Source organism: Archangium lansingense (assembly GCF_026626635.1).
Lineage (GTDB): Bacteria > Myxococcota > Myxococcia > Myxococcales > Myxococcaceae > Archangium > Archangium lansingense.
Map to the genome: position 1 here is coordinate 13,290,040 of NZ_JAPNKA010000001.1, position 24,971 is coordinate 13,315,010.

A 24,971-nucleotide genomic window follows, 5' to 3' on the forward strand; every position below is an offset into this window, starting at 1 on the left:
GCTGAGCGACAGGCTCGATAAACGGGTGGGGCAGGTTGCCCCACGGCACGGCCGGCGCAGCATTCTAGCCGACGTTGGGCGTCAGGTGATGGCCTGTGAACAACTCGTGACGGAAGGCCCGCCCGCGCCAGGCATCAGGCCGCCCGCCGGGGGGTAGAGGCCAGGGGCTCGGCGTCCTGGGGCGCCTGGGCGGGCTCCTGGGAGGGAGGCGCGGGAGGGAGGTTGGCCAAGGCCGCGCCGGAGAGGATGAGAGCGCCGCCCACCAGCAGCGAGGAGTCCACGCGCTCGCCGAGCATCACCACGCCCAGCAGCACGGCCACCAGCGTGTCCAGCAGCGGCATGACGCCGATGACGGCCAGCGGCACGCGCGCGAGCAGCCAGAAGAGGAGCTGGTAGGTGACGGCCGTGGCGAGCACCGCGAGGTAGCCGATGGAGAGCAGGGCGCGAGGCGTCCAGTGGCCGGGCAGGTGGGACTCGAAGGCGACGGAGGCGGCCAGCAGCAGCAGGGAGCTGCTCAGCGTCTGCACGCACACCGAGAGGCTGGTGGGCACATGCGCCAGCGAGCGCCGGACGAGCACATTGGCCAGGGCGATGGAGACGGTGGCCACCAGGGTGAGCACGCACCCCGCCAGCACCAGGCCGGTGAGACCCAGCCCGTGCAGCTGCTCGTACTGGAGCGCCACAATCCCGGAGAGCCCCAGCCCCGCGGAGAGGAGCTTGAGGGGCGTGAGCGGCTGATCCGGCAGCAACAGACGCCCCACCAGCAGCAGCCACACGGCGTAGGTGGAGAAGAGGAGCGCGGACCAGCTCGAGGGAATCCACTGTTGGGCGACGAAGAGCAGCCCATAGGGGAGGGCAATCTGAAGCACCCCCACGCCCATGAGCATTCCCCAGGTGCGAGCGCCGAAGCGAGCCCGGAGCAGGCCGCTGAAGGGCAGCAGCACCAACCCCGCGAGCATCATCCGCGTGCCAGCGAAGCGCAGGGGCGGAAGGTCCTCGAGGCCCACCTTCACCACGGCCCACGTGGAGCCCCAGAAGACGAAACAGGCGATGTAGGCGAGCAGCAGGCTGGTGCGAGAGGCCCCGGAGGTGGACGACATGGGGGCGCGCACTAGCACGCGCGCCGCCCCGCCACCATGGACATTGCGTTCAGCTCGCGGCATCCCGCTCACAGGGCTCCACTCACACTGATGCGTTCCTGAACCATCTCCATCTTGCCCAGGGGCATCACCAGCTTCTCCTGCATTCCCTGAGCATCCACGGTGAGCGTGCCCTTCGTCTCACCCATCTCGACAGCCAGCTCGCGCGAGCCAGCGGCCGTCTGACGGTATACCTGCTGTACCGGCGCCGCCGGGTTGGCCGAGGGGCTGTAGACGTGGAGGGTCAGCTCCTTGTCTTTGCCTGACAAGAAGCGCTCGCGCACCAGGCGCGCGGTGCTCGTCTCCGTGGCCAGGTCCGCCGGGGCGGTGAAGTTGCCATTCACATCCTTGCCGCTGTGCTTGCCCTCGTAGTGGTACTCGCGGCCCTTCACCTGCTCCAGCGACATCTGAATGTCGAGCTCCCCATTGGTAGCCCGGGCATAGTCGCGCGCCACCAGCTTGCCGTCCTTGTCGGACAGCTCGGTGGAGAGGGTATCCATCACCATCAGCTCCTTGGCCGTGCGCGGCAGGAAGAAGCTCGCCTCTACCTCCGTCAGCCGGGAGCCCCCTGCCGCATCGCGCATCACGCGCTTCTCGAAGCCCACCGGGTGGCCCTGCACGCGAATGAGGCTGAACTCGAAGTAGCGCGGAGCCGCCGGCTTCTCCGCGGCGCTCTTGAGCGAGCCGGCCAGCCCGCTGGCAATCCGCTTGAAGCTCTCCATGTAGCCCAGCTCGTCATGCGAGCACACCAGCGGCACCTGGTCGCTGGTGTGCACCATCATCTTGGCCTGCCCCGCCGCCTTGCCCTGCGGCATGTCCACCAGGTACTGCACCTCGGCGAACACGGCCGGGCTGTCGCCAATGAGTCGCACGTCCGTGGTGCGCACCAGCTGAATGTCCGTGCGCTGCCCCGCCATCTGCACCAGCCGGTAGAGGGCATCGCCCGCGTCCAGCGGCTGCGAGTACACGAAGCACGACATGGGGCTGCGGGTCCCCAGCGGCACGCTCATCACGAGCACCCCCTGCTGCTCCTGGAAGGTGGGTGCGCCCGTGGCCTCCACCTCGCCCGTGAAGGAGCCATCCGGTGCGGACACCTGCTGCTTGGACAGAGGCGTCAGCTCGCGCGAGACGAGCGCCTTCAAGTCGGGCTTCCCCGCGGGCGTGCCGGACGAAGCCGAGGAGGCCTCGGTGCTGGCCGCGGGCTGGGACTGAGCGGTCTCGGCGGGAGCGCCGGCCGGGGCCTCGGTCTTCGTGGAGGAGGCCGTGGTGGCACAGCCAGTGAGCAGGCCCAGCAGGAGGGTCGTGCGCAGCCGCATCGTTGATGTCTCCGGAACGTGGTGCGGGAGCCTTCATGGCCCCGGCGCGCGCGGCACCCTAGCGGCCCAGCGAGGGGCTGTGCCAGTTGCCCGAGGCACCAGAGCTCATCGCAGCGAGTGAAGCGGCCGCGAGCATGCAGCCCGTATGGAAATGCACAGCCCACGTGGAGGCCCACGGTGGAAATGGCCTGTCACAGGAGGGGAGCTGTCTCGGATTGGAGAGAGCGAAAGGCGCCTCAGTGCTTCGTGAGCTCGATGTGCTGACGGAGATCCTCGAGATCCATCGACATCCGCTCCAGCGTGTGCCGCATGGGCTTCTTGGGCAGCTTCGTCCAGCCAATGGCCGCGAGGAGGGCCGCGAGCACGAAGGCCACTCCCGCACCAATGAGCGCGCCTGCCCACAGCGGCAGGTATAGCGCCGCCGCACCCGCCACGAAGAGCATCGCCAGCCCCACCAGCGCCAGCGCCACCCCGCCTCCCAGGAACGCCCCCGAGAAGCGCGCTGCCCGCACCTCCTGCGCGAGCTCCACCTTCGCGTGCAGGAGCTCCGCCTTCGCCAACAGCCGCGCCTCGCTCATCGCCCGCCGGACGAGCTCGTTCGTCGACAGGTCCCTCTCGGGCATGTTCCAGCTCTCCACGGCCTGCCTCCTCTCGACTAGATGCGCCCGAGCAACCCGAACAACAACCGCGGTGCCACGGCGTCGGCCGTCGCGTTCACCCCTACCGCCCCTGTCACCACGAACGCGGAGCCCACCCGCAGGCTCGTCCCCACGCTCGCGTTCACCGACGCATCCTCCTCACCCAGCGGATTCACGTAGTACGCGTCCGCCTGCAGCAGCAGCCGGTCCCCGATGGGGTGGTCCGCCGCGAGCCCCAGCAGGTAGTCATCCGCCGTGTCCTGGCGCGCGCTGTAGCCCACGTTGCCGTGCAACCGCGTCTGGCCGAACGTCTTCGTCGCCAGCACCCGTGCCTCCGCGCTCACCCCCTCGTCCCCCTGAGGGCTCGTCACCTCGCCTGACAGCGACACCTGGGGCACCGCCCCCTTCTCGTCCACGAGCTGGCCCAGCGCGAAGGCAGACACCGCCCCCGTCGTGCCCTCCTGCTCGCCCGCCAGGTTCTGCAACTCCGCGCCCGCGCCGAACTCCACATTCCACGGCGTCCCCACCCGCACCTTCGGCTCCAGGACGAAGCCCACCTCGCCCGTCTGCGTCCGGTTGGCGACGTTCACCTCGCCCAACACCTGCCGCTCCGCCGGGCTGGCATTCTCCACCGTCAGCACATCCGTGTTGCGCAGCAGCTCCAGCGCCTTCTCGCGCTCGGACTTCTCCTCCTGGGCGGGCTCGGGCCGAGCCTCCTGGACGGGCGCGGCGGGCGGGACACGGCGGGCCTCCGCCTCCGTCAATGACTGGCGCAGCTCCGCCACCTCTTGGCGCAACGCCCGGAGCTCCTCGGTCACCGCGCTGCGCTCCTCGGGAGGCCTCGCTTCCACCGGCCCGCCCGGCGGCGGTGGCTCGGCGGTTCCTTCTTCGCCCGAGCCCCCCGTGGCGCTCCCCTCCCCCCGCACCTCGCGCAGGCGCTGGAGTAAGGCCTCGCGCTCCTGGCGCAGCCGCGTCAGCTCCGCACAGTCCTCGGTTCGCAGGACAGTGATGGGCCCTGCCGCGCTCTCCACCGTGCAGCGCGACTGTGTAGTCGGTCCTCCTGTCGCGCCCAGACTGGCCATGGCCAGCAGCGCTATCAGCGGTTGCAGCATCCCTTCCCTCCGGAGCCCATTCCGTCAGGGCAAATGTGGGACGCTGAACGGTTCCCGGCAAGGCAGGGCAGCCCACCGCGTCGAGCCCGCCCGGCTGCGCAAGCGTGGGACAGCTTAGGGCCTCATGCCCGCCTGGCTGGCTGCTCCCCTCTGGGGCAGATCCCTTCCGCACCGGGTGGACTCAGCGCCGCATGAACCGAGCTGCGAAGGGAGCCAGCAGCACAACCATCGCCCATCGCAGGCCTCTTTCATCCCTTGATCAACGCGGCCTTGCTTGCCAAGGCATTGGCAACTTGCTCCTTCAGAGAAGCGTCGGTGGCCGCGCCGAAGCGCCGGATGACTTCGTCGTAGGTTGCAATCGCCTCCGCATCCTTGCCGTCCTTGACCAGAACGAAGCCCTTATTCACGAGTGCCCTGGCGACCACATCCTGTAAGGCGGTATCGGTGGACTCGCCGAAACGCCGGACAACTTCGTCGTAGACTGCAATTTCCTCTGCCCTCTTGCCGTCCATTCTCAGCGCGAGTCCCTTGTTCACGAGCGCCCAGGCGACCTGCTCTTTCAGGGCGGACTCGGTGGACTCCCCGAAGCGCCGGATGACTTCGTCGCAGGTGGCAATCGTCTCCGGCCCCGTGCCGTCCTTGACCAGCGTGAGGCCCTTGCTCACGAGTGCCCAGGCAACCTGCACCTTCAGGGCGAGCTCGGAGGACTCCCCGAAGCGCCGGACAACTTCGTCGTAGGTGGCAATCATCTCCGCCCCCTTACCGTCCTTGCCCAGCCACCTCCCTTTGTTCATAAGCGCCCAGGCAACCTGCTCCTGCAAGGCGGTATCGGTGGACCCACCAAAGCGCCGGACAACTTCATCACAGGTCGCAATCGCCTCCGCCATCTTGCCGTCCTTGGCCAGAGCGAGTCCCTTGTTCCCGAGCGCCCTGGCAACCACCTCCTGCAAAGCGGTATCGGTGGACTCTCCGAAGCGCCGGATGACCTCGTCACAGATCTCAATCGCCTCCGCCCCCTTACCATCAGCCTCCAACACGATTCCCTTGTTCACCATTGCCCAGGCAACCGCCTCTTTCAGGGCCATTTCGGTGGAATCGCTGAAACGCCGGATGACTTCATCGTAGGTCGCAACCTCCTCCACCCCCTTACCGTCAGCGCCCAACGCGATTCCTTTGTTCACGATCGCCCAGGCAACCCACGCCTTCAGGGCGGTTCCGGTGGAATCACTGAAACGCCGAACGACTTCATCGTAGGTCGCAACCTCCGCCGCCCGCCTGCCGTCCTTCCCTAGCGCTGTCCCCTTATACACGAGCGCCCTGGCGACCTGCTCCTTCAGGATGGCATCAGGGGATTCATCGAAGCGCCGGATGACTTCATCGTAGGCTGAAATCTCCTCCGCCCCCTTGCCGTCCCTCCCCAATGCTGCCCCCTTGTTCACGAGCGCTCTGGCGACCTGCTCTTTCAGGGCCATTTCGGTGGACTCTCCGAAGCGCCGGACGACTTCGTCGTAAGCTGCAATCGCCTCCGCCCCCTTGCCGTCCCTCCCCAGCGCAGCCCCCTTGTTCACGAGTGCCTTGGCAACCCGCTCCAGCAGGGCAGGGTCTGTAGACTCGCCGAAGCGCTGGATGAGTTCGTCGTACGTTGCGATGGCCTCGGTGTGCCGACCGAGTACTGACAGCGAATAGCCCTTTCCGTGGATCGCCTTAGCTTCTCGCACCAGCCAGTCTGATTCCCCGGAGCCCGATGTACGAGCGACAGCACAGAGTCGAATCCGCACCGTGCTGACATCGAGTTTCGTCTTCGCATCTAGGTCCGAGGCATTCTGATAAATGGCGTCTAGTGCAGCCTCGAAGTCTACACGCTGCGGTGCGGAGAGGTGGCTGGGGTCGATCTCGAACGCCACCTCGACCGCCTCGGCATAGGAAGCACTGCGAACAGCCTTGCTCACGCGCTCGAAGAGTTCCGTGGTTTCCTTCTCCCTCTGAGACCTCTTTTCCATCTCCCGCTGTGCCAACCCCGCTCCTTCTTTGACGTGACGGATGACCTGTCGGATCAGGTAGATGTCGTCCTTCTCCGGAACATCCTGCGCGACAAGATTGCTCAACTGGTCGGCGAAGAACTCCAGCGGCGACTTCGTAAGCAAGGGCTCCTCCAGATGAAGGCCCTGGATCAGCGCATCGAAGACCTGATGAGCGGGAAGCATTGGGTCCTTGGGCTGCGAATCGCCAGCGGCCCCTGCGCCAACCGGCCCCGCCCGGGTGGGTTCCATGGGCGTATCACGCAGAGTGTCGGCACCCTCGCCCTTCTCCGCAGAAGCAGCAGAGGGCGGCACCACAAATCGAACACTCCCATGCTCCTTCAGCCACCTGGGAAGCCTCTCTACGTCGGCGCGACTGAAGCAGAACCAGTACAAGTTGTAGCTCAGTTGCGTCTTGAGCCGACGCTTGAGCGCGGCCATGACAACATCTCCCTCCCAGCCGGAATAGCCGACGACCAGAGGGGATCGATCGAAGAGCATCCGATCGAGGAGTTGGCCCATGCTGGAGTTGTCGTCACGGTCATCCTGCGCACGGTTCTCGATCTCTTCCTTCAGATTGCAACAGTCGTAGAACCAGTGCGTCCCGTGCACATGGACGACCTGGAGGTCGTCCCGCTTCGGATCGATCCGCTGCGTCGTCTTGGGGTGGTCACAGACGATCACGTCCTTTCCGAAGAGACGCAGCGCCTTGGTCAGGAGCTCGTCGAAGTTCGTCGTGACAACGAGGTTGGTGAGCTTGCCGGAGCTAACAAGGTGGGCCAACCGGAAGTTCGCCGCAGAAATCGGTGCCGACTTGATTTGATGATGCAGGAATGCCTGCCGGACTTCGGGATGCGGGAACGCCTCCTGGAAATACTTCTCGTAGCGATCCATCGACGTCCCGTTGGTGGATGGAAACGTACGACCCCGCCTCACGATCTCCTGACGACAGAGCTCCTCGATACCACTGGCAAGAGGAAGCGGCGGATGCGAGATGCCGGCGCCAACGATGAAGAAAAACCGGGAGGTCGGGGAGGATTGGCTGCTCTGCCAGGGCCTCGGCCTCATTGCGTCGGTGATATCGTGCACAGCCTCTGAAAGGGACAAGAGACGCGGGCTCATGAGAAGGATGCTATTCCACGCGAAGTGGGCCGCAAGCCAGAACTAATCCCCCTCGGGATATTGGGTTAAGGCGGCCCTGCGAGGCGTCTTCTGCCATGCAGGGCTCACCCTTAACTGACTTACCCGAGGAGGATTAGGCCAGGATACCCTCGTGGTTAGAGTGAAGACCGAGCCTGACGGGTAGCTCCCCCAGGCGGAGACTGAGAGAGCGGCCAGACCCAGCCCCTTTGTTCCTCCGCCGGCCGCGGTATCCGCTCCATCTTCGACTCAGGGCTCCGTCCAACGTGTCGATCAGTCCCGTCCTCGCCCTTGAGTCGCCCGCTTCCTCACGGGACCGTTGTTCCTCTCAGGCTCCGCTCCTAGCCTCCGCTGTTCACGGGCTGAGTTCCGGATTGAGGCCTCCGCTTCGCGGAGTGCTTCGAGGGCAGTAGCGACCTCTCCGACCCCATCCACCTGGCCGAGCGCGGCGTTGAAGATTCTGCCCGCACGCGTCTGGCCCCCCCATCCCTCGAGGAAGCGGGGAACTCCCACCACGACTGGGAAGATGGGCTCTGGATTGGCGAGCGGCATCTTCACCGGCACGAGCCGGACCGCCTCCGCGTGCCTCGGCTCCACGTTCAGCATCACGCGGCACTGCGCCTCCACCAACGCGCGCAGCTCCTCCGTTGCCCCAGGTGGCAAGGCGAGCGTCGAGGCGAGCGCTGCGGTCAGCTTCTCCGTGAGTGCGCTCACGTCATGGAGCCAGTGCGAGGGCGGAAACCGCGTGCGCAGGGCCTCGGCCGTGTCCCGGAGGAAGCGACGTTCCAGCTCGCCCCCGTCCCAGTCGTTCCGGCCCAGCCACTCCAGCCGGTGGATGAGAAAGGCGAGGAACGTGCGGACCTGCCCGAGGCATTGCAGCACCTCGCACCCGACGAAGATTCGGGAACCCGCCGGGTCCACCGACTCGGGCAGCTTGCCCGCCGGGGCGAGGATACCGATGAAAGGCCCTCCCAGAACCGTGGGGGTCTCCAGGTCGAGGAAGCGACCATCCGCGGTGAAGTTGTTGTGAAAGGAGCCCCAGTAGACGCCGGACTGGAAGAACCGCTCGAAGTGGTGGACGAGCCGCTCGATGGCGCGCTCCAGACGTTCCGCGAGCGCCTCGGGGGAGACGTCGCCAGTGCGCACATCTGGCTGGGAGGGGCCTCCCAGGTACCTGGCCATCCGCAGGAACAACTCGATCACGAACGGGGCGCCACCGCGCCACTGGGAGAACGCCCAGACGAAGTTGGACAGGCGCGCGAAGCCCGCGTCCTTGACGGAGATCGCCTGAAGCCGCCGATCCACCTGGGCGAGCTGGCGCGGGTCGCGACCCGCGAAGATCGACTCCACATACTGCTCGGCCTCCGGTGGCAACGGCGCGAGGAGCAGTCCCTCGCAAGCGACGAGGGTGTCACCTGCGCCCAGTTCCTCCAGGTAACAGCTCACGAGGTACTCCCTCGCGGCAGCGGAAGGGAGCAGGTGCCCGCTGCTGTGGTAGCGATCTGTCCGGTGGCACCAGTTCGCCGCGAGCGGGGTGCGGCCCACGCCCTTCAGGTACTTGCCAGCGTAGAAACCCGCTCGGCCCGACCCCAGCCGCCGGGAGATGTTGCCGTCCGCATTGGTCTGGAGGTCCGCATACAAGAGCTCTGATTCCTGCGCCGGCCGCACCGAAAACCCGAAGGGCCCGATGCGCCCGAGGTCTACCTGGACGGCGCACTCGGCATGGCTCGCATGCAACGAGGTGAATCCCGCGGGCCCGACGGGAACGGGGACCGACCAGGGGTCTGTCGGGTGACTCGGTGGACGCTTGCAGTTCGGAGACAAGGCCAGCTCCTTCGTGTGTTTCAGATTCCGCGCCAATCCCTTTCAGACAGGTCCGCGAAGAAGTGCCCACGGCCATTTCCCCTCTCCCTCCGGGAGAGGGACGGGGTGAGGGTGTCGGGTGAACCCGGGTTGAACCCGTGCCCACCCTGGGGCCACGGATTGAAGAACGGATCCGGATACCCTCACCCTAGCCCTCTCCCTCTGGGAGAGGGGACATCCACGGGCTCTCGGACCAGGTCCAAGAACTCCTAGTTCAGGACGAACAGGTCTCGTGGCTCGCCTCCCACCGGAGGAACACGCTCCGCCCTCTCGATGAGCCGCAATACCTCCTCGTGCTCCTCGCGCCGGAGTCCACGCGCAATGGCCTGCCGGACGTCTCTGCTCAACCTGTCGAACGCCATCGCCGAGACACGCTGGAGGACGTAGTAGCGCAGGCTCTCGGGGGCCGCGCCCGGCGTGAACGGAACCACATTCGCATTCACGAAGCGGAAGTCGGGCCGGCGCGCTCTCGGACTCTCGGGAGGCTCGTTCCGATTGCGGAGCACGAGTCCACTGTCTGAGTCCTCCTTGATCTTCGCGAACATCACCCGCCCCAGCTCGTGAATCAGCCGCTGCTTCCAGGGCTCCTCGAAGGAGACGGGCGCGGACAGTCCGCGGGGGCCAGGTGGAATCTCCTCGGCGGCCAGGAAGGACAACCACAGCCGGGTGTACTCGCGCTGCCTGGCGCCGTAGGTCAGCTCGTGCGAGAGCCATTTGAGCAGCCGGGGGCTCCTGCGCACATCCCGGACATCGAAGCCCTCGAAGACGCCCGAGCAGTAGAAGCGGGCAAGGTCACCAAAGAATTCGGGGCGCTGCGCATCCCAGCGCGGGCAGAACCGGCGGTACTCGGAGACGTAGCGCTCGTGATAGTTGACCGTGAGGTTCACGAGCGTGGTGCCAATCGGTATCCGCTCGGCGAGGTTGAAGGTCGAGAGGTACCAGTAATCAAGCCCGACCGTCGCAGCCACCTCGGTCAGGAGATGGCAGAAGACGAAATCCTCGAGGTTGTCGCGGAGGATGGGGCCGGTATCGAACCGGACCCGCGGGGCCAATCCGGCGATGGCCGCCGCGGACCAGCAATGCAGGTAGTCGTGCACAGCGAACAGCACTTCCCGGACCAGGTGGTCCCCCTCGTTGTAGTCCCGGGCCGAGCCGTATGGCGCATCGAGCCAGCGCGAGAGCGCCGAGTTGCTCGCGTAGAAGACGGACCGATGGAAGGGGTTGAAGCCCGTCAGGGACACCGGGGCGATGCGCTCGTAGTGCCACCGTTGATCAATCGCGCGCGGCACGAGGCGCACCAGGGGATCCGAGAGCATCCGGCGAACGAGCGGCAGTTGCAGAAGCGACTCCGCATGGGGCTCGAAGGGAACAGGAGAGGGAAGAGCGCTGAGCATGACCGTGGACTCGAAGGTGCGGGACGGCGGCGCGGTGAGGCACCGCCGTCCTCGGTGCTGGGGTGAAGGAGGTGGTCCGAGCGACTCACTCCGCCTCGCCCTTGTTGCCCGCGCGGTCTTCCAGCTTGACCGAGGCATCCGGCACGAGTTCCAAGGCCTCGGCGAAGCCACCCGTGACCGAGGCCAGGTCCTCGAGGGTCAGCTCCTTCTTCTCCAATTCCTGTGACCGCCTGGTCGACTGCTGGGTTTTCCGCGGCTGCGACTGCTTCTTCGTCTTGCGATTCATGGCGTGGCTCCTCGGGTATGGGCTGCGGTGTCACCGCCGCCTCACCAGCAGCTACGCCGAGGCATTGAGGCTGGATTTTCGATGCGCCCCGCCCCGAGCGATGGCCGGACTCGCACGCCTGCTGTCCATGGTGAGACTCGGCCCGCGGCTTCCAGAGCCCTCGGGCATGGTGGCTCAGGCGAGCCCGTGCCGGCTGAGCATCCGGTACAGCGTGCTCCGCGCAACCCCCAGACGCCGCGCCGCCTCGCTGAGGTTCCCGCTCGCGGCGGCCATCGCATCCTTCAGCGCGCGGGCCTCCGCGGCCTTCCTGCCACCCCCCTCGTTGGTCTCCGCGGCGCCGGACGGCTCGGCGACATCCCCCGGGAGGTGCTCGGGAGCGAGCGGCTCGCCCTCACCCGCGAGCGCGAAGGCATGCGCGAGCGCGGACTTCAGCTCCCGCACGTTCCCCGGCCACGTGTGCGCCTCGATGAGCCGCTCGGTCTCGGGGGACAGCGGAGGCACCTCACCCCGCTGAGCCTGGGCGATGTTCTCCACGAGTGCGCGCGACAGCTCGACCTTGTCCGTTCTCCGGCGAAGGGGCGGCAGGGAGAGCACCGCGCCACGAATGCGGTAGTAAAGGTCGCGCCGGAACTTCCCCGCCTCCACCAGCGCGGGCAGGTCACGGCAAGTGGCGCTGATGAGTCGGAAGCGAGACTCCCGCGGCCGCGTCTCGCCGAGCCGGAAGTAGTGCCCATCATCGAGTACCCGGAGCAGGAGCGCCTGGAGCTGCTCGGGCATCTCGCCAATCTCATCGAGGAACAGCGTTCCCCCATCGGCCGCGCCGAGCTTGCCCTTGCTTCCAGCGGCGAGCGCGCCGGTGAAGGCTCCTGGTGCGTAGCCGAACAGCTCGGCCTCGAGCAGCCCCGCGGGCATCGCTCCACAGTTGATGGCCAGGAAGGGGCCGGACGCAGTGCCACTCGCATCGTGAATGGCGCGTGCGAGCAGCTCCTTGCCAGTGCCCGTCTCGGCGAGCAACAGGACCGGCAGCGGACTGCGCGCGACCCGGGCCGCCCGTTGCTTCGTCTCCTGCAACACCGGATCACTCCCCACGAGCCTGTCGAACGAAGAAGGCAGCGGCTCCGCCACGCGCGCCCGGGGAACGTCGCGCTCGAGGAAGACGGCGAGCGCGAGGGGACGTCCGCGTGCATCGAAGTGCGGCACAGGGTGGAGCCGCATACCGGAGACGCGGCACTGCTTGCCACTCAGGGCCGCCTCCACGAGCGCGGTCCACGACAGCGGAAGCACCTTCTCGACAGGCCGTCCCATCACGGAGGAGGGTGACTGGCCGAGCCTCGCCGCCGCATCCGCGCTCACCTGCCGGACCACGCCGGGCGCCTCGACCAGGAGTGACGGGAAGCCGGAGAGCTGAGCCTCGAGGCTCCGGCGGCCCCCCATGAGCATCTCCTCATAGCTGCGAAGCCGGAGCGACTGCTCGGCGGCATGCGCGGATGCGAGCACGAGCGCCTCGAGCAGCGGGTCCGCCTGGGTCACGGCTCCACTCACATCCAGCACGGCGACCAGCTCACCGAATGGATCTCGAATCGGCGCCGCGTAGCAGACGAGGCCGTGGTTGCGCTCCTCCAGGTGCGCGCGCCCGACCACCGCGACCGGCTCGCCCTCGGCAATCGCGGTCCCAATGGCATTCGTGCCGCGCGTGCGCTCCGCCCAGCTCGCGCCCTCCACCAGCCGTGATGTGTCCGCGGAATGGAGGGACGCACCAGCACCACCCCGTGCGAGCACCACGACGCCCTCCGCATCGGAGAGGACGGCGCGGAACGCGGAGGCGCTCGTCTCTGTCGCGAGCCGAGAGACGAGCTGGACCGCATCGACACAGCGCTCGGTCAGGGACTCGCGCCGGGAACGCAGCTCCGCATCGGTGACGCCTTCGGAGTGCGCGGGGCCGGCCGCCTTCGCCCCCAACGCCACCGCACGCGACCAGCGGCGGAGAATGGAGTGCGAGCGCGCCTCTGCCTCGACGACACCCGAGACGAAACGCTCCCAGACCTGCGGCTCCGGCTCGATCAGTTTGAGCATCTCTGTGTCCTCCGGACCTTCCGAATTCTGATCCAGGCCCTCAGGGGATTGCACGCGGGCCTCGTGCCCTTTTTCTGTGACGTCCCGCGTCATGTCGCGAAACGCTGCACCTGTCTCGTCTCGATGACCGCTTCCGCTCCAGGTCGCGACACCGCGTGAGAGGGAAGGGGCTTGGGCACGTGCGCTGCACTGAAGACCAGGGCTCACGCCGCAATCCCGCGGCTCTTCCCCACGGAGCGCAGATGTCCAGCAAGGTGTACGCAGCCCCCAACACGTCGGGTTCGCCGGTCCAGTTCAAGTCGCGCTACGCCAACTACATCGGTGGTGAATGGACCCCGCCGAAGAATGGCCGGTACTTCGAGAACATCACCCCCGTCACCGGCCGCGCGTTCTGTGAGGTGCCCCGCTCGGATGCGAGCGACATCGAGGCCGCGCTCGACGCCGCGCACCGCGCGAAGACGGGCTGGGGGAAGACCTCGCCCACCGAGCGGGCCATCATCCTCAACAAGATCGCCGACCGCATCGAGCAGAACCTCGAGAAGCTGGCCATCGCGGAGACGTGGGACAACGGCAAGCCCATCCGCGAGACGCTCGCCGCGGACCTGCCGCTGACGGTGGACCACTTCCGCTATTTCGCCGGCTGCATCCGTGCGCAGGAGGGCAGCCTGTCCGAGCTGGACGCGGACACCGTGGCCTACCACTTCCACGAGCCGCTCGGCGTGGTAGCGCAAATCATCCCCTGGAACTTCCCGCTGCTCATGGCCGCGTGGAAGCTCGCCCCGGCGCTCGCCGCGGGCAACGCGGTGGTGCTCAAGCCGGCCGAGCAGACGCCCTCCTCCATCCTCATGCTCGCGGAGCTCATTGGAGACCTGCTCCCCCCAGGTGTGCTGAACATCGTGAACGGCTTTGGCGTGGAGGCGGGCAAGCCGCTGGCCATGAACAAGCGCGTGGCGAAGGTGGCCTTCACCGGTGAGACCACCACTGGCCGGCTCATCATGCAGTACGCGTCCGAGAACCTGATTCCGGTGACGCTGGAGCTCGGCGGCAAGTCGCCCAACATCTTCTTCGACGACATCTTCGCGAAGAACGACGACTTCGCGGACAAAGCGATGGAGGGCTTCGCCATGTTCGCCCTGAACCAGGGCGAGGTCTGCACCTGTCCCTCGCGCGCGCTCGTCAGCGAGAAGATCTACAAGGAGTTCCTCGAGCGGGCCATCGAGCGCACGAAGAAGATCAAGACGGGCAACCCGCTGGACACCTCCACGATGATCGGCGCCCAGGCGTCGAATGATCAGCTGGAGAAGATCCTCTCGTACGTGGACATCGGCAAGAAGGAGGGCGCGAAGGTGCTGCTCGGTGGCGAGCGGCTGCGCCACGGCGGCGACCTCGACAACGGCTACTACGTCTCGCCGACCATCTTCGAGGGCAACAACCGGATGCGCATCTTCCAGGAGGAGATCTTCGGACCGGTCGTCTCCGTGACGTCCTTCAAGGACGTGGATGATGCGCTGAAGATCGCCAACGACACGCTGTACGGCCTCGGGGCCGGCGTGTGGACGCGCGACACGTCGACGGCGTACCGGGTGGGCCGCGAGGTGCAGGCGGGCCGCGTCTGGACGAACTGCTACCACCTGTACCCGGCGCATGCGGCCTTCGGTGGCTACAAGCAGTCGGGCATCGGCCGTGAGAACCACCGGATGATGCTCAATCACTACCAGCAGACGAAGAACCTGCTCGTCAGCTACTCGCCGAAGGCGATGGGCTTCTTCTAGGCCAGGGAAGAACGAACATGAGCGTCCCGCGTGTCCTCGCCTCCGAAGCGGCCCTGCGGTTGCTCGACAACTCCAGATCCTGGTGCGCGGACTCTCCGTAAAACATGAAGCCCCTGTGATTCCAGCACGGCGCGGTGCTCCCCGAGCGCCGCGTATCTCATCTTCTCAGCATCACTCCCGGTGAACGTGCCGCTGTCTCGCTGACATGTCAGTCGGCCCCACTGACATGTCAGTCCGCCTCGCTGACGTGTCGCTCTCCGCTGCGAGCACCGCCGCCCCTGGCCCCAGCCTCCTGATTCCGCCCCCTTACGCGTCATGTGGCCCTGGCGGCCACTGGCACATGGCTTGCTGAAGGAGCCGCGCGCAGCACGAACGCACGGTCCCCCCCGCCTCTCATCCCATCCCATTCATCGATTTCCGAAGGACCGTCACAAGGTGCAAGCATGAAGGCGCAAGCCAAGCAACCCTTTGAATTGCCAGACTTCTACGTCCCCTGGCCGGCGCGCCTGAATCCCAACCTCGAGGGCGCGCGGACGCACTCCAAGGCGTGGTCGTACGAGCTGGGCATCATCGGCAAGCCGAAGGACGGAAGCGCCCCGGAGATCTGGAACGAGGCGAAGTTCGACGCCATGGACTACGCGCTGCTCTGCGCGTACACCCATCCCGAGGCTCCGGGCCCCGAGCTGGACCTCATCACGGACTGGTACGTCTGGGTCTTCTACTTCGACGATCACTTCCTCGAGCTCTTCAAGCGCTCCAGGGACATGGTGGGTGCGAAGGCGTACCTCGACCGGCTGCCCATGTTCATGCCGGTGGACCTCTCCGTCGCCATGCCCGAGCCCACCAATCCGGTGGAGGCGGGCCTGGCGGACCTCTGGAAGCGCACGGTGCCCTCCAAGTCCGAGGCCTGGCGCCGCCGGTTCTTCGAGAGCACCAAGGCCCTGCTCGACGAGTCGATGTGGGAGCTCGCCAACATCAGCGAGAAGCGTGTCTCCAACCCCATCGAGTACATCGAGATGCGCCGCAAGGTGGGCGGAGCCCCGTGGTCGGCGGACCTCGTCGAGCACGCCGTCTTCGCCGAGGTCCCCGCCCGCATCGCCGAGTCCCGTCCGATGCGCGTCCTCAAGGACACGTTCGCCGATGCGGTGCACCTGCGCAACGACCTGTTCTCCTACGAGCGGGAAATCCTGGAGGAGGGCGAGCTCTCCAACTGTGTCCTCGTCCTCGAGCGCTTCCTGGACGTCGGCACGCAGCGCGCCGCCGACCTGACCAACGACATCCTCACGTCCCGGCTGCAGCAGTTCGAGAACACCGCCCTGACGGAGCTGCCACTCCTCTTCGCGGAGTTCGGCATCAACCCCGTCGAGCAGACGCAGATCCTCAGCTACATCCGCGGACTGCAGGACTGGCAGTCCGGCGGCCACGAGTGGCACATGCGCTCGAGCCGCTACATGAACAAGTCCGCCGGGAACAACGCGGGGCACTCGCTGGGCGGTCTGCCCCTCGGTGCCACGGGCCTGGGGACCTCCGGGGCGCGGCTCCCCCTGACGCCGGGCGCCCTGGGGCTGCAACGGGTCAAGAGCTTCACCCACGTCCCCTTTACGCCCGTGGGCCCGGTCAAGCTGCCGAAGTTCTACATGCCGTACTCGACGCGGCAGAACCCGCACCTGGACGCCGCGCGCCGCAGCTCCAAGGCGTGGGCGCGCCGGATGGGAATGCTGGACTCCCTGCCGGGCCTCCCGGGCGCCTACATCTGGAATGACCACATCTTCGATGTCGCCGACGTGGCCCTGTGCGGTGCGTTGATCCACCCGGCGGCGTCCGGCCCCCAGCTCGACATCACGGCCGCCTGGCTCGTCTGGGGAACCTACGCCGACGACTACTTCCCGGCGATCTACGGCAACACCCGCGACATGGCGGGGGCCAAGGTGTTCCACGCGCGGCTGGCGGCATTCATGCCGGATGACCCCGCCACCCTCACCGCCGTCCCCACCAACCCGGTGGAGCGGGGCCTGGCCGACATCTGGGCTCGCACCGCGGGCCCCATGTCCGCCGAGGGGCGCAGCCAGTTCCGCAAGGCCATCCTGGACATGACCGAGAGCTGGTTGTGGGAGCTGGCCAATCAGACCCAGAACCGGGTGCCGGACCCGGTGGACTACGTGGAGATGCGCCGCAAGACGTTCGGCTCGGATCTCACCATGAGCCTGTCTCGGCTGGCCCAGGGCAACGGGCTCCCGGCCGAGCTCTTCCGGACCCGCATCATGCGCGCGCTCGAGAACTCGGCCGCCGACTACGCCTGCCTCACCAACGACGTCTTCTCCTACCAGAAGGAGATCGAGTTCGAGGGGGAGATCCACAACGGCGTGCTGGTGGTGCAGCGCTTCCTCGACCTGGACAAGCAGCAGGGCGTCGAGGTCGTCAACAATCTGATGACCGCGCGGATGGAGCAGTTCCAGCACATCATCAAGACCGAGCTGCCGACGCTCATCACCCACTTCGAGTTGGACGGGAAGGCGCAGGAGCGGCTGCACGCCTACGTCGAGCAGCTCCAGCAATGGATGGCGGGCGTCCTCATCTGGCACCAGACGGTGGACCGCTACAAGGAAGCCGAGCTGCGTCAGAGCCGGACGCCCGGGCGGTACCTGAACCAGCTCCGGGGTCCCACTGGACTGGGGACGTCGGCGGCGCGCATCGCTTCGTTGGTGGGTGGTCAGCGGCCCGAGCCGGCTGGCCGTGAGAAGGATCGTTTTCTTCAGACAGAAGGAAAGAGGTAGGTCATGGCGAATATCGAGAAGCTGATTGAGGAAGCCAACAAGCAGCAGATGAGCCTTGGGACGGAGGCGGCGCGCCAGCTCGCGACGACCACCAAGTCCGCCCCGCAGATGCAGGGCATCTCCACCCGGTGGCTGCTCAAGCTGCTGCCCTGGGTGCAGGTCAACGGCGGCGTGTTCCGCGTCAACCGGCGCCTGAGCTATGCCGTGGGCGATGGCCGCGTGTCCTTCACCAGCACCGGCGCCAAGGTGCAGGTCATCCCCCAGGAGCTCCGCGAGCTGCCGCTGCTGCGCGGCTTCGAGGACCCCGAGGTGCTGCAGGCCCTGGCCAACCGCTTCGAGCAGAAGGAGTACAAGGCCGGTGAGGTCATCACCCAGGCCGGCCAGGAGGCCGACTCCATCGTCCTCATCGCTCACGGCAAGGTGAACAAGATCGGCACCAGCAAGTACGGCGAGCAGACGGTGCTCGAGGTGCTGGCCGATGGCGACCACTACAGCTACGAGGTGCTGCTCGAGTCGAACGACCAGTGGAAGTTCACGACCAAGGCCGTCACCTCGGCCACGGTGCTGATCCTCAAGCAGTCCGCGTTCGAGGCGGTGCTCGGCCAGGCCCCGACGCTGCAGAAGCACATCGCGGACTTCAAGGAGCTCGCCAAGAAGAAGAAGGACGCCTCGGGCCAGGCGGACATCGAGCTGGCCGCCGGACATCACGGCGAGCCCGTGCTGCCGGGCACCTTCGTGGACTACGAGACGTCGCCCCGCGAGTACGAGCTGAGCCTGGCGCAGACGGTGCTCCAGATTCACACGCGCGTCGCCGACCTCTTCAACGACCCGATGAACCAGACCCAGGAGCAGTTGCGTCTGACCGTCGAGGCGCTGAAGGAGCGCAAGGAGCACGAGCTCGTCAACAACCGCGAGTTCGGCCTGCTGCACAACGCGGACCTCAAGCAGCGCATCCACACCCGCAGCGGCCCGCCGACGCCGGATGACATGGACGAGCTGCTGGCCACCGTGTGGAAGGACCCGTCCTTCTTCCTGGCCCACCCGCGCGCCATCGCCGCGTTCGGCCAGGAGTGCAACCGCCGCGGGGTCTACCCGGGCAGCGTGGACGTGAACGGCCGCGCGGTCACCGCCTGGCGTGGCGTCCCCATCTTCCCCTGCAACAAGATTCCCATCAGCGAGTCGCGGACCAGCTCCATCATGCTGATGCGCGCGGGCGCGGAGAACCAGGGCGTCATCGGTCTGCACCAGGCCGGCATCCCCGACGAGATCGAGCCCAGCACGAACGTGCGGTTCATGGGCATCAACGACAAGGCCGTCATGTCCTACCTCGTCAGCACCTACTTCTCCACGGCCGTCCTCATCCCCGACGCGCTCGGCATCCTCGAGAGCGTGGAGATCGGCCGCGTCTAGGACGCAGCCGGTCCGTGAGGCAGTCCAGACAAAGCTGAGGCACAGCTCATGGCGAATACGATAAACACGGGCAGCGGTGGTGGTGGAGTCGAAGAACGGCAGTTGAGTCTATCGACGGAAGCGGCCCGTCAGCTCGCGACGACGACCAAGTCGCGGCCGCAGATGTTGGGAATCTCCCCCCGGTGGCTGCTGCGCATGCTGCCCTGGGAGGAGGTGCCGGGTGGTACGTACCGCGTCAACCGCCGGCTGACGTATTCCACGGGTGACGGGCGCCTCAGCTTCTCCAACATCGGCGCCCGGGTGGAGGTCATTCCCCAGGAGTTGCGTGAGCTGCCGCTCTTGCGCGACGTCGAGGACCTGGAGGTGTTGAGCTCCCTGGCGTCACGGTTCGTCCAGAAGGAGTTCAAGCCGGGCGACCTGATTGTCGAGGCGGGCCAGCCCGCCGAGCACGTGGTGCTGCTCGCCCATGGCATGGCCCAGAAGCTGGGCCGTGGCCGGTATGGCGATCAGGTCATGCTCGAGACGCTCGCCGACGGCGACCATTTCGGGGACATGGCGGTGCTGGAGTCGAACGACCAGTGGAAGTTCACGGTCAAGGCCCTGACACCCTGCATCGTGATGATGCTGCCGCAGCGGGTGTTCGAGGACATGATCAAGCAGTCCCCGGCCCTGTCCGCTCACGTCGAGCGGGTGAAGGCACGGTTGAGCAAGCCCCAGGACAAGGCGGGGCAGGCGGCCATCCAGCTCTCCGCAGGACACCACGGCGAGCCGGAGCTGCCGGGGACGTTCGTCGACTACGACCTCAGGCCCCGCGAGTATGAGCTGAGCCTGGCCCAGACCCTGCTCCGGGTGCATAACCGCGTCGCGGACGTGTTCAACGGCCCGATGAATCAGGTCGCGGAACAGGTCCGGTTGACCATCGAGGCCCTGCGCGAGGCGCAGGAGAACGAGATGATCAACAACCGGGACTTCGGGCTGCTGCACAACGCGGACCTCAAGCAGCGCATCCACGCGCGCAGCGGGCCGCCGACGCCCGATGACATGGATGATCTGCTCAGCCGCCGCAAGAAGTCGCGGTTCTTCCTGGCGCATCCGCGCGCCATCGCCGCGTTCGGGCAGGAGTGCACCCGGCGCGGGCTCTATCCGCCTGTCGTCGAGGTGGAGGGGCGGAAGTTCATCGGCTGGCGCGGCGTTCCGATCCTGCCCTGCGACAAGATTCCCATCTCCGAGCACGGCACGACGTCCATCCTCGTGCTCCGGACGGGGAAGGACGATCAAGGCGTGGTTGGCCTGCGGCAGACGGGCATCCCGGATGAGGTCGAGCCGGGCCTGTCCGTGCGGCACATGGGCGTCAACGAGAAGGCGGTCTCCTCCTACCTGGTGAGCACCTACTACTCCACGGCCGTCCTCATCCCGGACGCGCTCGGAGTCCTGGAGAACATCCAGCTCGGTCGCTGATTCAGAGTAACAGGGGGCCTCACACCCCGGGGAGGAGCGTGCAGGGCTGGCGCTCCCTCCTCGCGGGCGTGGGTTCCCTTCTAATCCCTTTCAGGCAGGCCCACGAGGGAGAGCCCGAGACCATTTCCCCTCTCCCCCCGGGAGAGGGAGCATTTGAGCGCTCAGCGCGCCAGCAGCGCTGCCGCCTCAACCTTCAGGTCCTCGTCCGGCTCCCGTGCGTGCGCCGCCCGCAGCGCCTCCGCCGCCCCAACGGGCCACTCGGGCCACGCCCCCAGTACCTTCAGGGCCGAGTTCCGCACCCGCACCGATGGGCTGCGCAGCCCCGCATTCACCAGGGCCCAACCTTCTCCCGGCAGGAGTGGAAGCACGCCCAGCGCGAGCTCGTGCGCATGGTGCTTCTCGAAGTCCGGGCCAAAGCCCGCCTGCGAGGTGGGCCCCGTGCACAGCTGCGCGAAGTCGAGCGCCTCCAGCGTAGCGGCCACGAAGCGGCGCGCGCGCTCGGGGTCCGCGGTGCGAGCGAGCCACCACGACTGACCGAGATCTCCCGCGGTGTAGCGCCGGAAGGCCGCGGACCACACGTCCGCCCCAACCTTCCCGCCAACGATCGCCGCGCGGTGGAAGGTGACGGGGTCCTCGGATGCGAGCCCCTGCTCCGCCAGCCCACGCCACAGCGGCCGCTCGAGCAGCGCTTCGCACCGGGCCTGCAACCGCGCGCGCACCTCGGGCATCCAGCCGCGGCTCGCCCGCTCATTCCAGTTTGCCTCCTCCAGCAGCCAGGAGAGCTGAGCGTCCACGGCCTGGTAGTGCTCGAGCCGGCTCGCGCGCCGCTCCAGGTGTCCGAACAGCAGCTCGGCCGCGGCGGCGCCATCCTCGTACGAGTCCACGTCGGGAGCGGGCCCACCGGCCAGCAGCGCGACCCACAACAGGGACGCCCCGCTCAGCAGCGCATCGTCCGGCTCGGACACGTCGAGCTGCTCGCGCAAGCCCCCGCCCACGGCGCACACGTGCGCCAGGTACTCGTACATGACCGAGTTGCGGAAGCCCTCGCGCACGAGCCAGCGGCGCAGCGCCGGGGACTTCGCGTCCTCCGCCAACCGCTCCACCAGGTGCACGCGGCCCCAGCCGTGGACGCGCTGGGCAAGCGCGAAGAGCGCGGCCTCTGAGTCCTCGCCGGAGTTGGACAGCACCACGGCCGCGTACAGGGTGAACTCGTCGTGCTGACCGAGCGTGTGCAGCACCTCCGTGTCATCGAACCCCGTGAAGAGCCCCAGCATCGCGAGGCCAAACTTCACCGGCTCGCGGTCCACCGCGCGAGTGGCGAGCCAGAGCGCGAGCGTGTGCAGACGCTCCACATCCATCCAGGCAGCCCCCGCACGAGCCTCCGCGCGCAAGGCCTCCAGCACCTCGTCCACGACGGCCAAGGTCTCGCCATCGCGCAGCAGCGTATAGAGGGCAGCGAGGCGCTCGGCGTCGGGCTGCCCCAGGACGGCGCGCAGGGACGCCACCACTTCCCGCACGCGCCCCTCCGCGCTGCCACTCCCGAAATGGTGGCGTCTCACCCCATCCTTCGCCCCGGCGGCCCAGTGGATGGCACCGGGCTCCACCTGCTCGTCCGGAAGGTTCTGGCCCTCGGGGGTCAGGCCCTTGCCGTCGGGCCGCGTGTGGCGCACCAGGAAGTCATGAAGGGAGGGACGGCCCGCCCAGGGAGCTTCGGCCAGGTCCAGATGCCAACGGTCGCGGCGCATGAGTCGGTCGAGGAAGGTCATCGACATGATGAGTCCGGGGACGACCCGGCCCCACCTGTCCTGACACGAAGGAGCCCCGAGACCCACCCCCCTTGCTGCCCGAGGAGGCAGCCGGCCATCAGAACACCGACAATCGCCTCGGAAACATCCGTGTCAGAGCCACTCCATCGCCACGTCTGCGCCAGCAGACCCCGTCACGCCGCCGTCACCTGCCGCTGCTACTGCACGAGATGTGATACCCGGAGAAGACCCTTATGTTCCGCATCGAGACCGAGAAAGAGCTCCTGAGCGCCTTCCGTTCACGGGACCGCAAGTACGTCGAGTTACCCAAGGGCACTCGACTCCCCCTTTTCGTCCGCGACTACCTCGCCTGGGTGGACCCATACGGAGTGCGCGTCTTCCTGGTGTTCACCGCACCGGACAGCAAGCGGCTCACGGGCATCGCCTTCCGGAGAGATCAGCAGGGAGACAAGATGCTGACCACCCGGGTGTGTGAGTGGTGCCGCTCCTCGGGCGCTTCGGACCAGATTGGGCTGCTCACCACGGATGTGGATTCGAAGCGCCGGGTGGGCGTGAACCTCTGCTTGGATCTCCGCTGCAACGAGCGAATGGAAGCAGCGGCGAACCTGTCCGGCCGGAGCGTGCTGGACGACCACCGGCAAATCATCGAGCACATGTCTCGCTTCGCGAGCGAGGCGCTGGGCATGGAGGTCAGCCCGGACGCATGAAAAGACAACGAGAGGGACTGCCTTGGACAGTCCCTCCCGAGCCCGGCGCCCGCCGGAGGCACCAACGAGCGGCCTACAGGAAGTTCAGCGTGAAGCGCTCCCAGGGCCCGATGGCGGTGCGGTTCGCGTTCACCACGCTGCCTCCGCCGTTCTCCGCCACCACGTAGTAGCCGGAGGAGCTGCGCAGGGCGATGGGGTCTCCGTTCACCAGGAAGCCCCCGTTCAGGTCGAGCAGCGTGAACGTCTCCCAGGGGCCGATGACAGTGCGGTTGGCGTTCACCACGCCGTTGCCGCCGTTCTCCGCCACCACGAAGAAGCCGTAGATGCTCTCCAGGGCGATCTGGTCGCCATGGGCAATGGCCCCGCCGTTCAGGTCAATCAGGTAGAACATCTCCCAGGGCCCGAGCGCCCAGCGGTTGGCGTTCACCACGTTGTTGCCGCCGTTCTCCGCCACCACGTAGTTGCCGTTGACGCTGCGCAGGGAGATGCGCGGCGCCGAGATGTTGAAGGCCCCGGTGTACAGCAGGCGGTTGGGCGAGCCGCTGCCCGCGTTGGCCACCCGGTTGGGGCTGGCGCTCCCGACGATGGCATCGGTCACCGCCCAGGTGCCCGACCAGGGATTGCCCTCCAGGAAGAGCGCCGCGGCGCCCGCCACGTGGGGGCTGGCCATCGAGGTGCCGCTGATGGTGTTGGTACCACCGTTGTGCCAGGCCGAGGTGATGCCGTCACCGGGCGCGAAGAGATCCAGGCACGAGCCGTAGTTGGACCAGGACGGCCGGGTGTCGGAGCTGTTGGTGGCCCCCACGGTGATGGCCTCGGGAGTGCGGGCCGGCGAGCGCGAGCAGGCATTGGTGCTCTCATTGCCCGCGGCCACGGCGACAACTACGCCCGAGTGGTGGATGCGGCGAACTGCGTCGTCCACGGCCTGGTTGGCGCCACCACCGAGGCTCATGTTGACCACGGCCGGCTTGATGTGGCGGGCCTTCACCCAGTCCAGGCCGGCGATGACACCGGACCAGGAGCCACGGCCCGAGCAGTCGAGCACGCGTACACCGTGCAGCCGGACGCCCTTGGCAACGCCCCAGTTGAAACCGCCCACCGTGCCCGCCACGTGCGTGCCATGTCCGTTGCAGTCATTGGCGAGGCGACCATCGTTGATGGAGGAGAAGTCCCCCGAGGCCCGGCCCCCGAAGTCCTGGTGATTGGCCATGATGCCGGTGTCGACGATATAGGCGTGGACCCCGGCGCCGGTGCGGTTGTAGCTGTACCAGCCATTGAGCGGGCGGTCCCGCTGGTCGACGCGATCCAGCCCCCACGTGGCCCCCGTCTGGGTCCAGTCGGCCGTCACCTCACCATCCTCCACCACGTAGCTCACGTCGGGCTCGACCTCGGCGAGCTTGCGCGCCTGGTCCTCGCTCATCCGCGTCACGAAGCCGCGCAGCACCTGGGTATAGGTCCGCTCCAGCGTGCCGCCGTAACGCTCCGTGAGCTCCTTGGCGCGCATGATGACCTTCTGGGACTCCTCATCCAGCGGCGGCTCCTCCTCCGCGGCCGCGGCCGCGGCCTTGCCCTCCACCGGGGCCTCGTCTCCCGTGTCCGGTACCGGGAGCGGCAGCCCCGAGGGCTCCGAGGGCGGCTCCTCGACCTGGGGCTCTCCGCCCTTGAGGACGACGATGTACTGCCCCGCGATGGGCTCGGCCGTCTTCATGAACTTGGACGTGCTGCCCAGGGAGATGCTCGGCTCCCGAGCCACCTCCTGTGCCGCCTCCTGCGCCGAGCAGCCCGTCAAGGTCAGACACGTCAACAAGACAGTGGTCTTCTTGGACATACGCATGGTGAATGCCTCTCCTGGAAAAAAGCCAGCTCCAACGATGAACTTGGACAAACGGTGTCGCCACACAGAAAGGGCGGAACAACCGGACTTCTCCAATACACCCGGATTGGCTGGAAATGCAATATCAGTCCAGACATTCCCCCGAATGATTGATGTTGCCTTTGAGGCTACCTGTCGCTTTTACAGACATGTGTTGCTCGAGAGGCTACGTGTTGCCTTTGAAGCAACGTGTTGCCCGACCAGCTACACGTTGAGCCTGCAACGGAGTGTG

Annotated in this window: 16 protein-coding genes; 5 read left to right on the top strand and 11 right to left on the bottom strand. The window is 67.0% G+C overall.

Annotation, left to right across the window (positions count from 1 at the left end):
* Window positions 1-134: 134 nt before the first annotated feature.
* From OV287_RS53730 to OV287_RS53770, 9 genes are all read right to left on the bottom strand, one after another.
* On the bottom strand, window positions 135-1,100 hold the full coding sequence (locus OV287_RS53730; protein ID WP_267541863.1) for a DMT family transporter: 966 nt from the start codon (window positions 1,098-1,100) through the stop codon (window positions 135-137).
* A 68-nt stretch (window positions 1,101-1,168) separates the two neighbouring features.
* Complete coding sequence (locus OV287_RS53735) at window positions 1,169-2,455, bottom strand: hypothetical protein (RefSeq protein ID WP_267541864.1); 1,287 nt, start codon at window positions 2,453-2,455, stop codon at window positions 1,169-1,171.
* Window positions 2,456-2,691: 236 nt separating this feature from the next.
* Window positions 2,692-3,093 (bottom strand): phage holin family protein, encoded by a 402-nt coding sequence (locus tag OV287_RS53740; protein WP_267541865.1) that lies wholly within the window; start codon window positions 3,091-3,093, stop codon window positions 2,692-2,694.
* 17 nt (window positions 3,094-3,110) lie between these two features.
* Window positions 3,111-4,205 carry a hypothetical protein gene (locus OV287_RS53745; RefSeq protein WP_267541866.1) on the bottom strand — a complete coding sequence of 365 codons (1,095 nt, stop codon included), beginning with the start codon at window positions 4,203-4,205 and terminating at the stop codon, window positions 3,111-3,113.
* A 248-nt stretch (window positions 4,206-4,453) separates the two neighbouring features.
* Window positions 4,454-7,117, bottom strand: coding sequence for a tetratricopeptide repeat protein (locus OV287_RS53750; RefSeq protein ID WP_267541867.1), 2,664 nt, complete (start codon window positions 7,115-7,117; stop codon window positions 4,454-4,456).
* Between the two features lie 519 nt (window positions 7,118-7,636).
* Window positions 7,637-9,100 carry a hypothetical protein gene (locus OV287_RS53755; protein ID WP_267541868.1) on the bottom strand — a complete coding sequence of 488 codons (1,464 nt, stop codon included), beginning with the start codon at window positions 9,098-9,100 and terminating at the stop codon, window positions 7,637-7,639.
* Between the two features lie 335 nt (window positions 9,101-9,435).
* The gene (locus OV287_RS53760; protein ID WP_267541869.1) at window positions 9,436-10,620 is read right to left on the bottom strand and encodes a hypothetical protein; all 1,185 of its coding nucleotides are present in this window, start codon (window positions 10,618-10,620) and stop codon (window positions 9,436-9,438) included.
* A gap of 85 nt (window positions 10,621-10,705) precedes the next feature.
* Entirely contained in the window at window positions 10,706-10,906 is a 201-nt protein-coding gene (locus tag OV287_RS53765) for a hypothetical protein (protein WP_267541870.1), read from the bottom strand.
* A gap of 174 nt (window positions 10,907-11,080) precedes the next feature.
* Entirely contained in the window at window positions 11,081-12,979 is a 1,899-nt protein-coding gene (locus OV287_RS53770) for a sigma-54-dependent Fis family transcriptional regulator (protein WP_267541871.1), read from the bottom strand.
* Between the two features lie 242 nt (window positions 12,980-13,221).
* Here OV287_RS53770 and adh point away from each other — a divergent pair, with 242 nt between their 5' ends.
* From adh to OV287_RS53790, 4 genes are all read left to right on the top strand, one after another.
* Window positions 13,222-14,751, top strand: coding sequence for an aldehyde dehydrogenase (gene adh / locus OV287_RS53775; RefSeq protein ID WP_267541872.1), 1,530 nt, complete (start codon window positions 13,222-13,224; stop codon window positions 14,749-14,751).
* Window positions 14,752-15,194: 443 nt separating this feature from the next.
* Window positions 15,195-17,525 (top strand): family 2 encapsulin nanocompartment cargo protein terpene cyclase, encoded by a 2,331-nt coding sequence (locus OV287_RS53780; RefSeq protein WP_267541873.1) that lies wholly within the window; start codon window positions 15,195-15,197, stop codon window positions 17,523-17,525.
* Between the two features lie 3 nt (window positions 17,526-17,528).
* Window positions 17,529-18,935: a family 2B encapsulin nanocompartment shell protein gene (locus tag OV287_RS53785; protein WP_267541874.1), complete on the top strand. Its 1,407-nt coding sequence runs from the start codon at window positions 17,529-17,531 to the stop codon at window positions 18,933-18,935.
* 48 nt (window positions 18,936-18,983) lie between these two features.
* Window positions 18,984-20,393: a family 2B encapsulin nanocompartment shell protein gene (locus OV287_RS53790; RefSeq protein WP_267541875.1), complete on the top strand. Its 1,410-nt coding sequence runs from the start codon at window positions 18,984-18,986 to the stop codon at window positions 20,391-20,393.
* A gap of 161 nt (window positions 20,394-20,554) precedes the next feature.
* Here OV287_RS53790 and OV287_RS53795 read toward each other — a convergent pair whose 3' ends face one another.
* The gene (locus tag OV287_RS53795; RefSeq protein WP_267541876.1) at window positions 20,555-22,165 is read right to left on the bottom strand and encodes a hypothetical protein; all 1,611 of its coding nucleotides are present in this window, start codon (window positions 22,163-22,165) and stop codon (window positions 20,555-20,557) included.
* 227 nt (window positions 22,166-22,392) lie between these two features.
* Between OV287_RS53795 and OV287_RS53800 the strand changes: the two genes are divergently transcribed.
* Complete coding sequence (locus tag OV287_RS53800; protein ID WP_267541877.1) at window positions 22,393-22,866, top strand: FBP domain-containing protein; 474 nt, start codon at window positions 22,393-22,395, stop codon at window positions 22,864-22,866.
* 73 nt (window positions 22,867-22,939) lie between these two features.
* Here the strand turns inward: OV287_RS53800 and OV287_RS53805 are convergent, their stop codons facing one another.
* Window positions 22,940-24,700, bottom strand: a complete 1,761-nt coding sequence (locus OV287_RS53805) for a S8 family serine peptidase (RefSeq protein WP_267541878.1) — start codon at window positions 24,698-24,700, stop codon at window positions 22,940-22,942.
* Window positions 24,701-24,971: the final 271 nt, after the last annotated feature.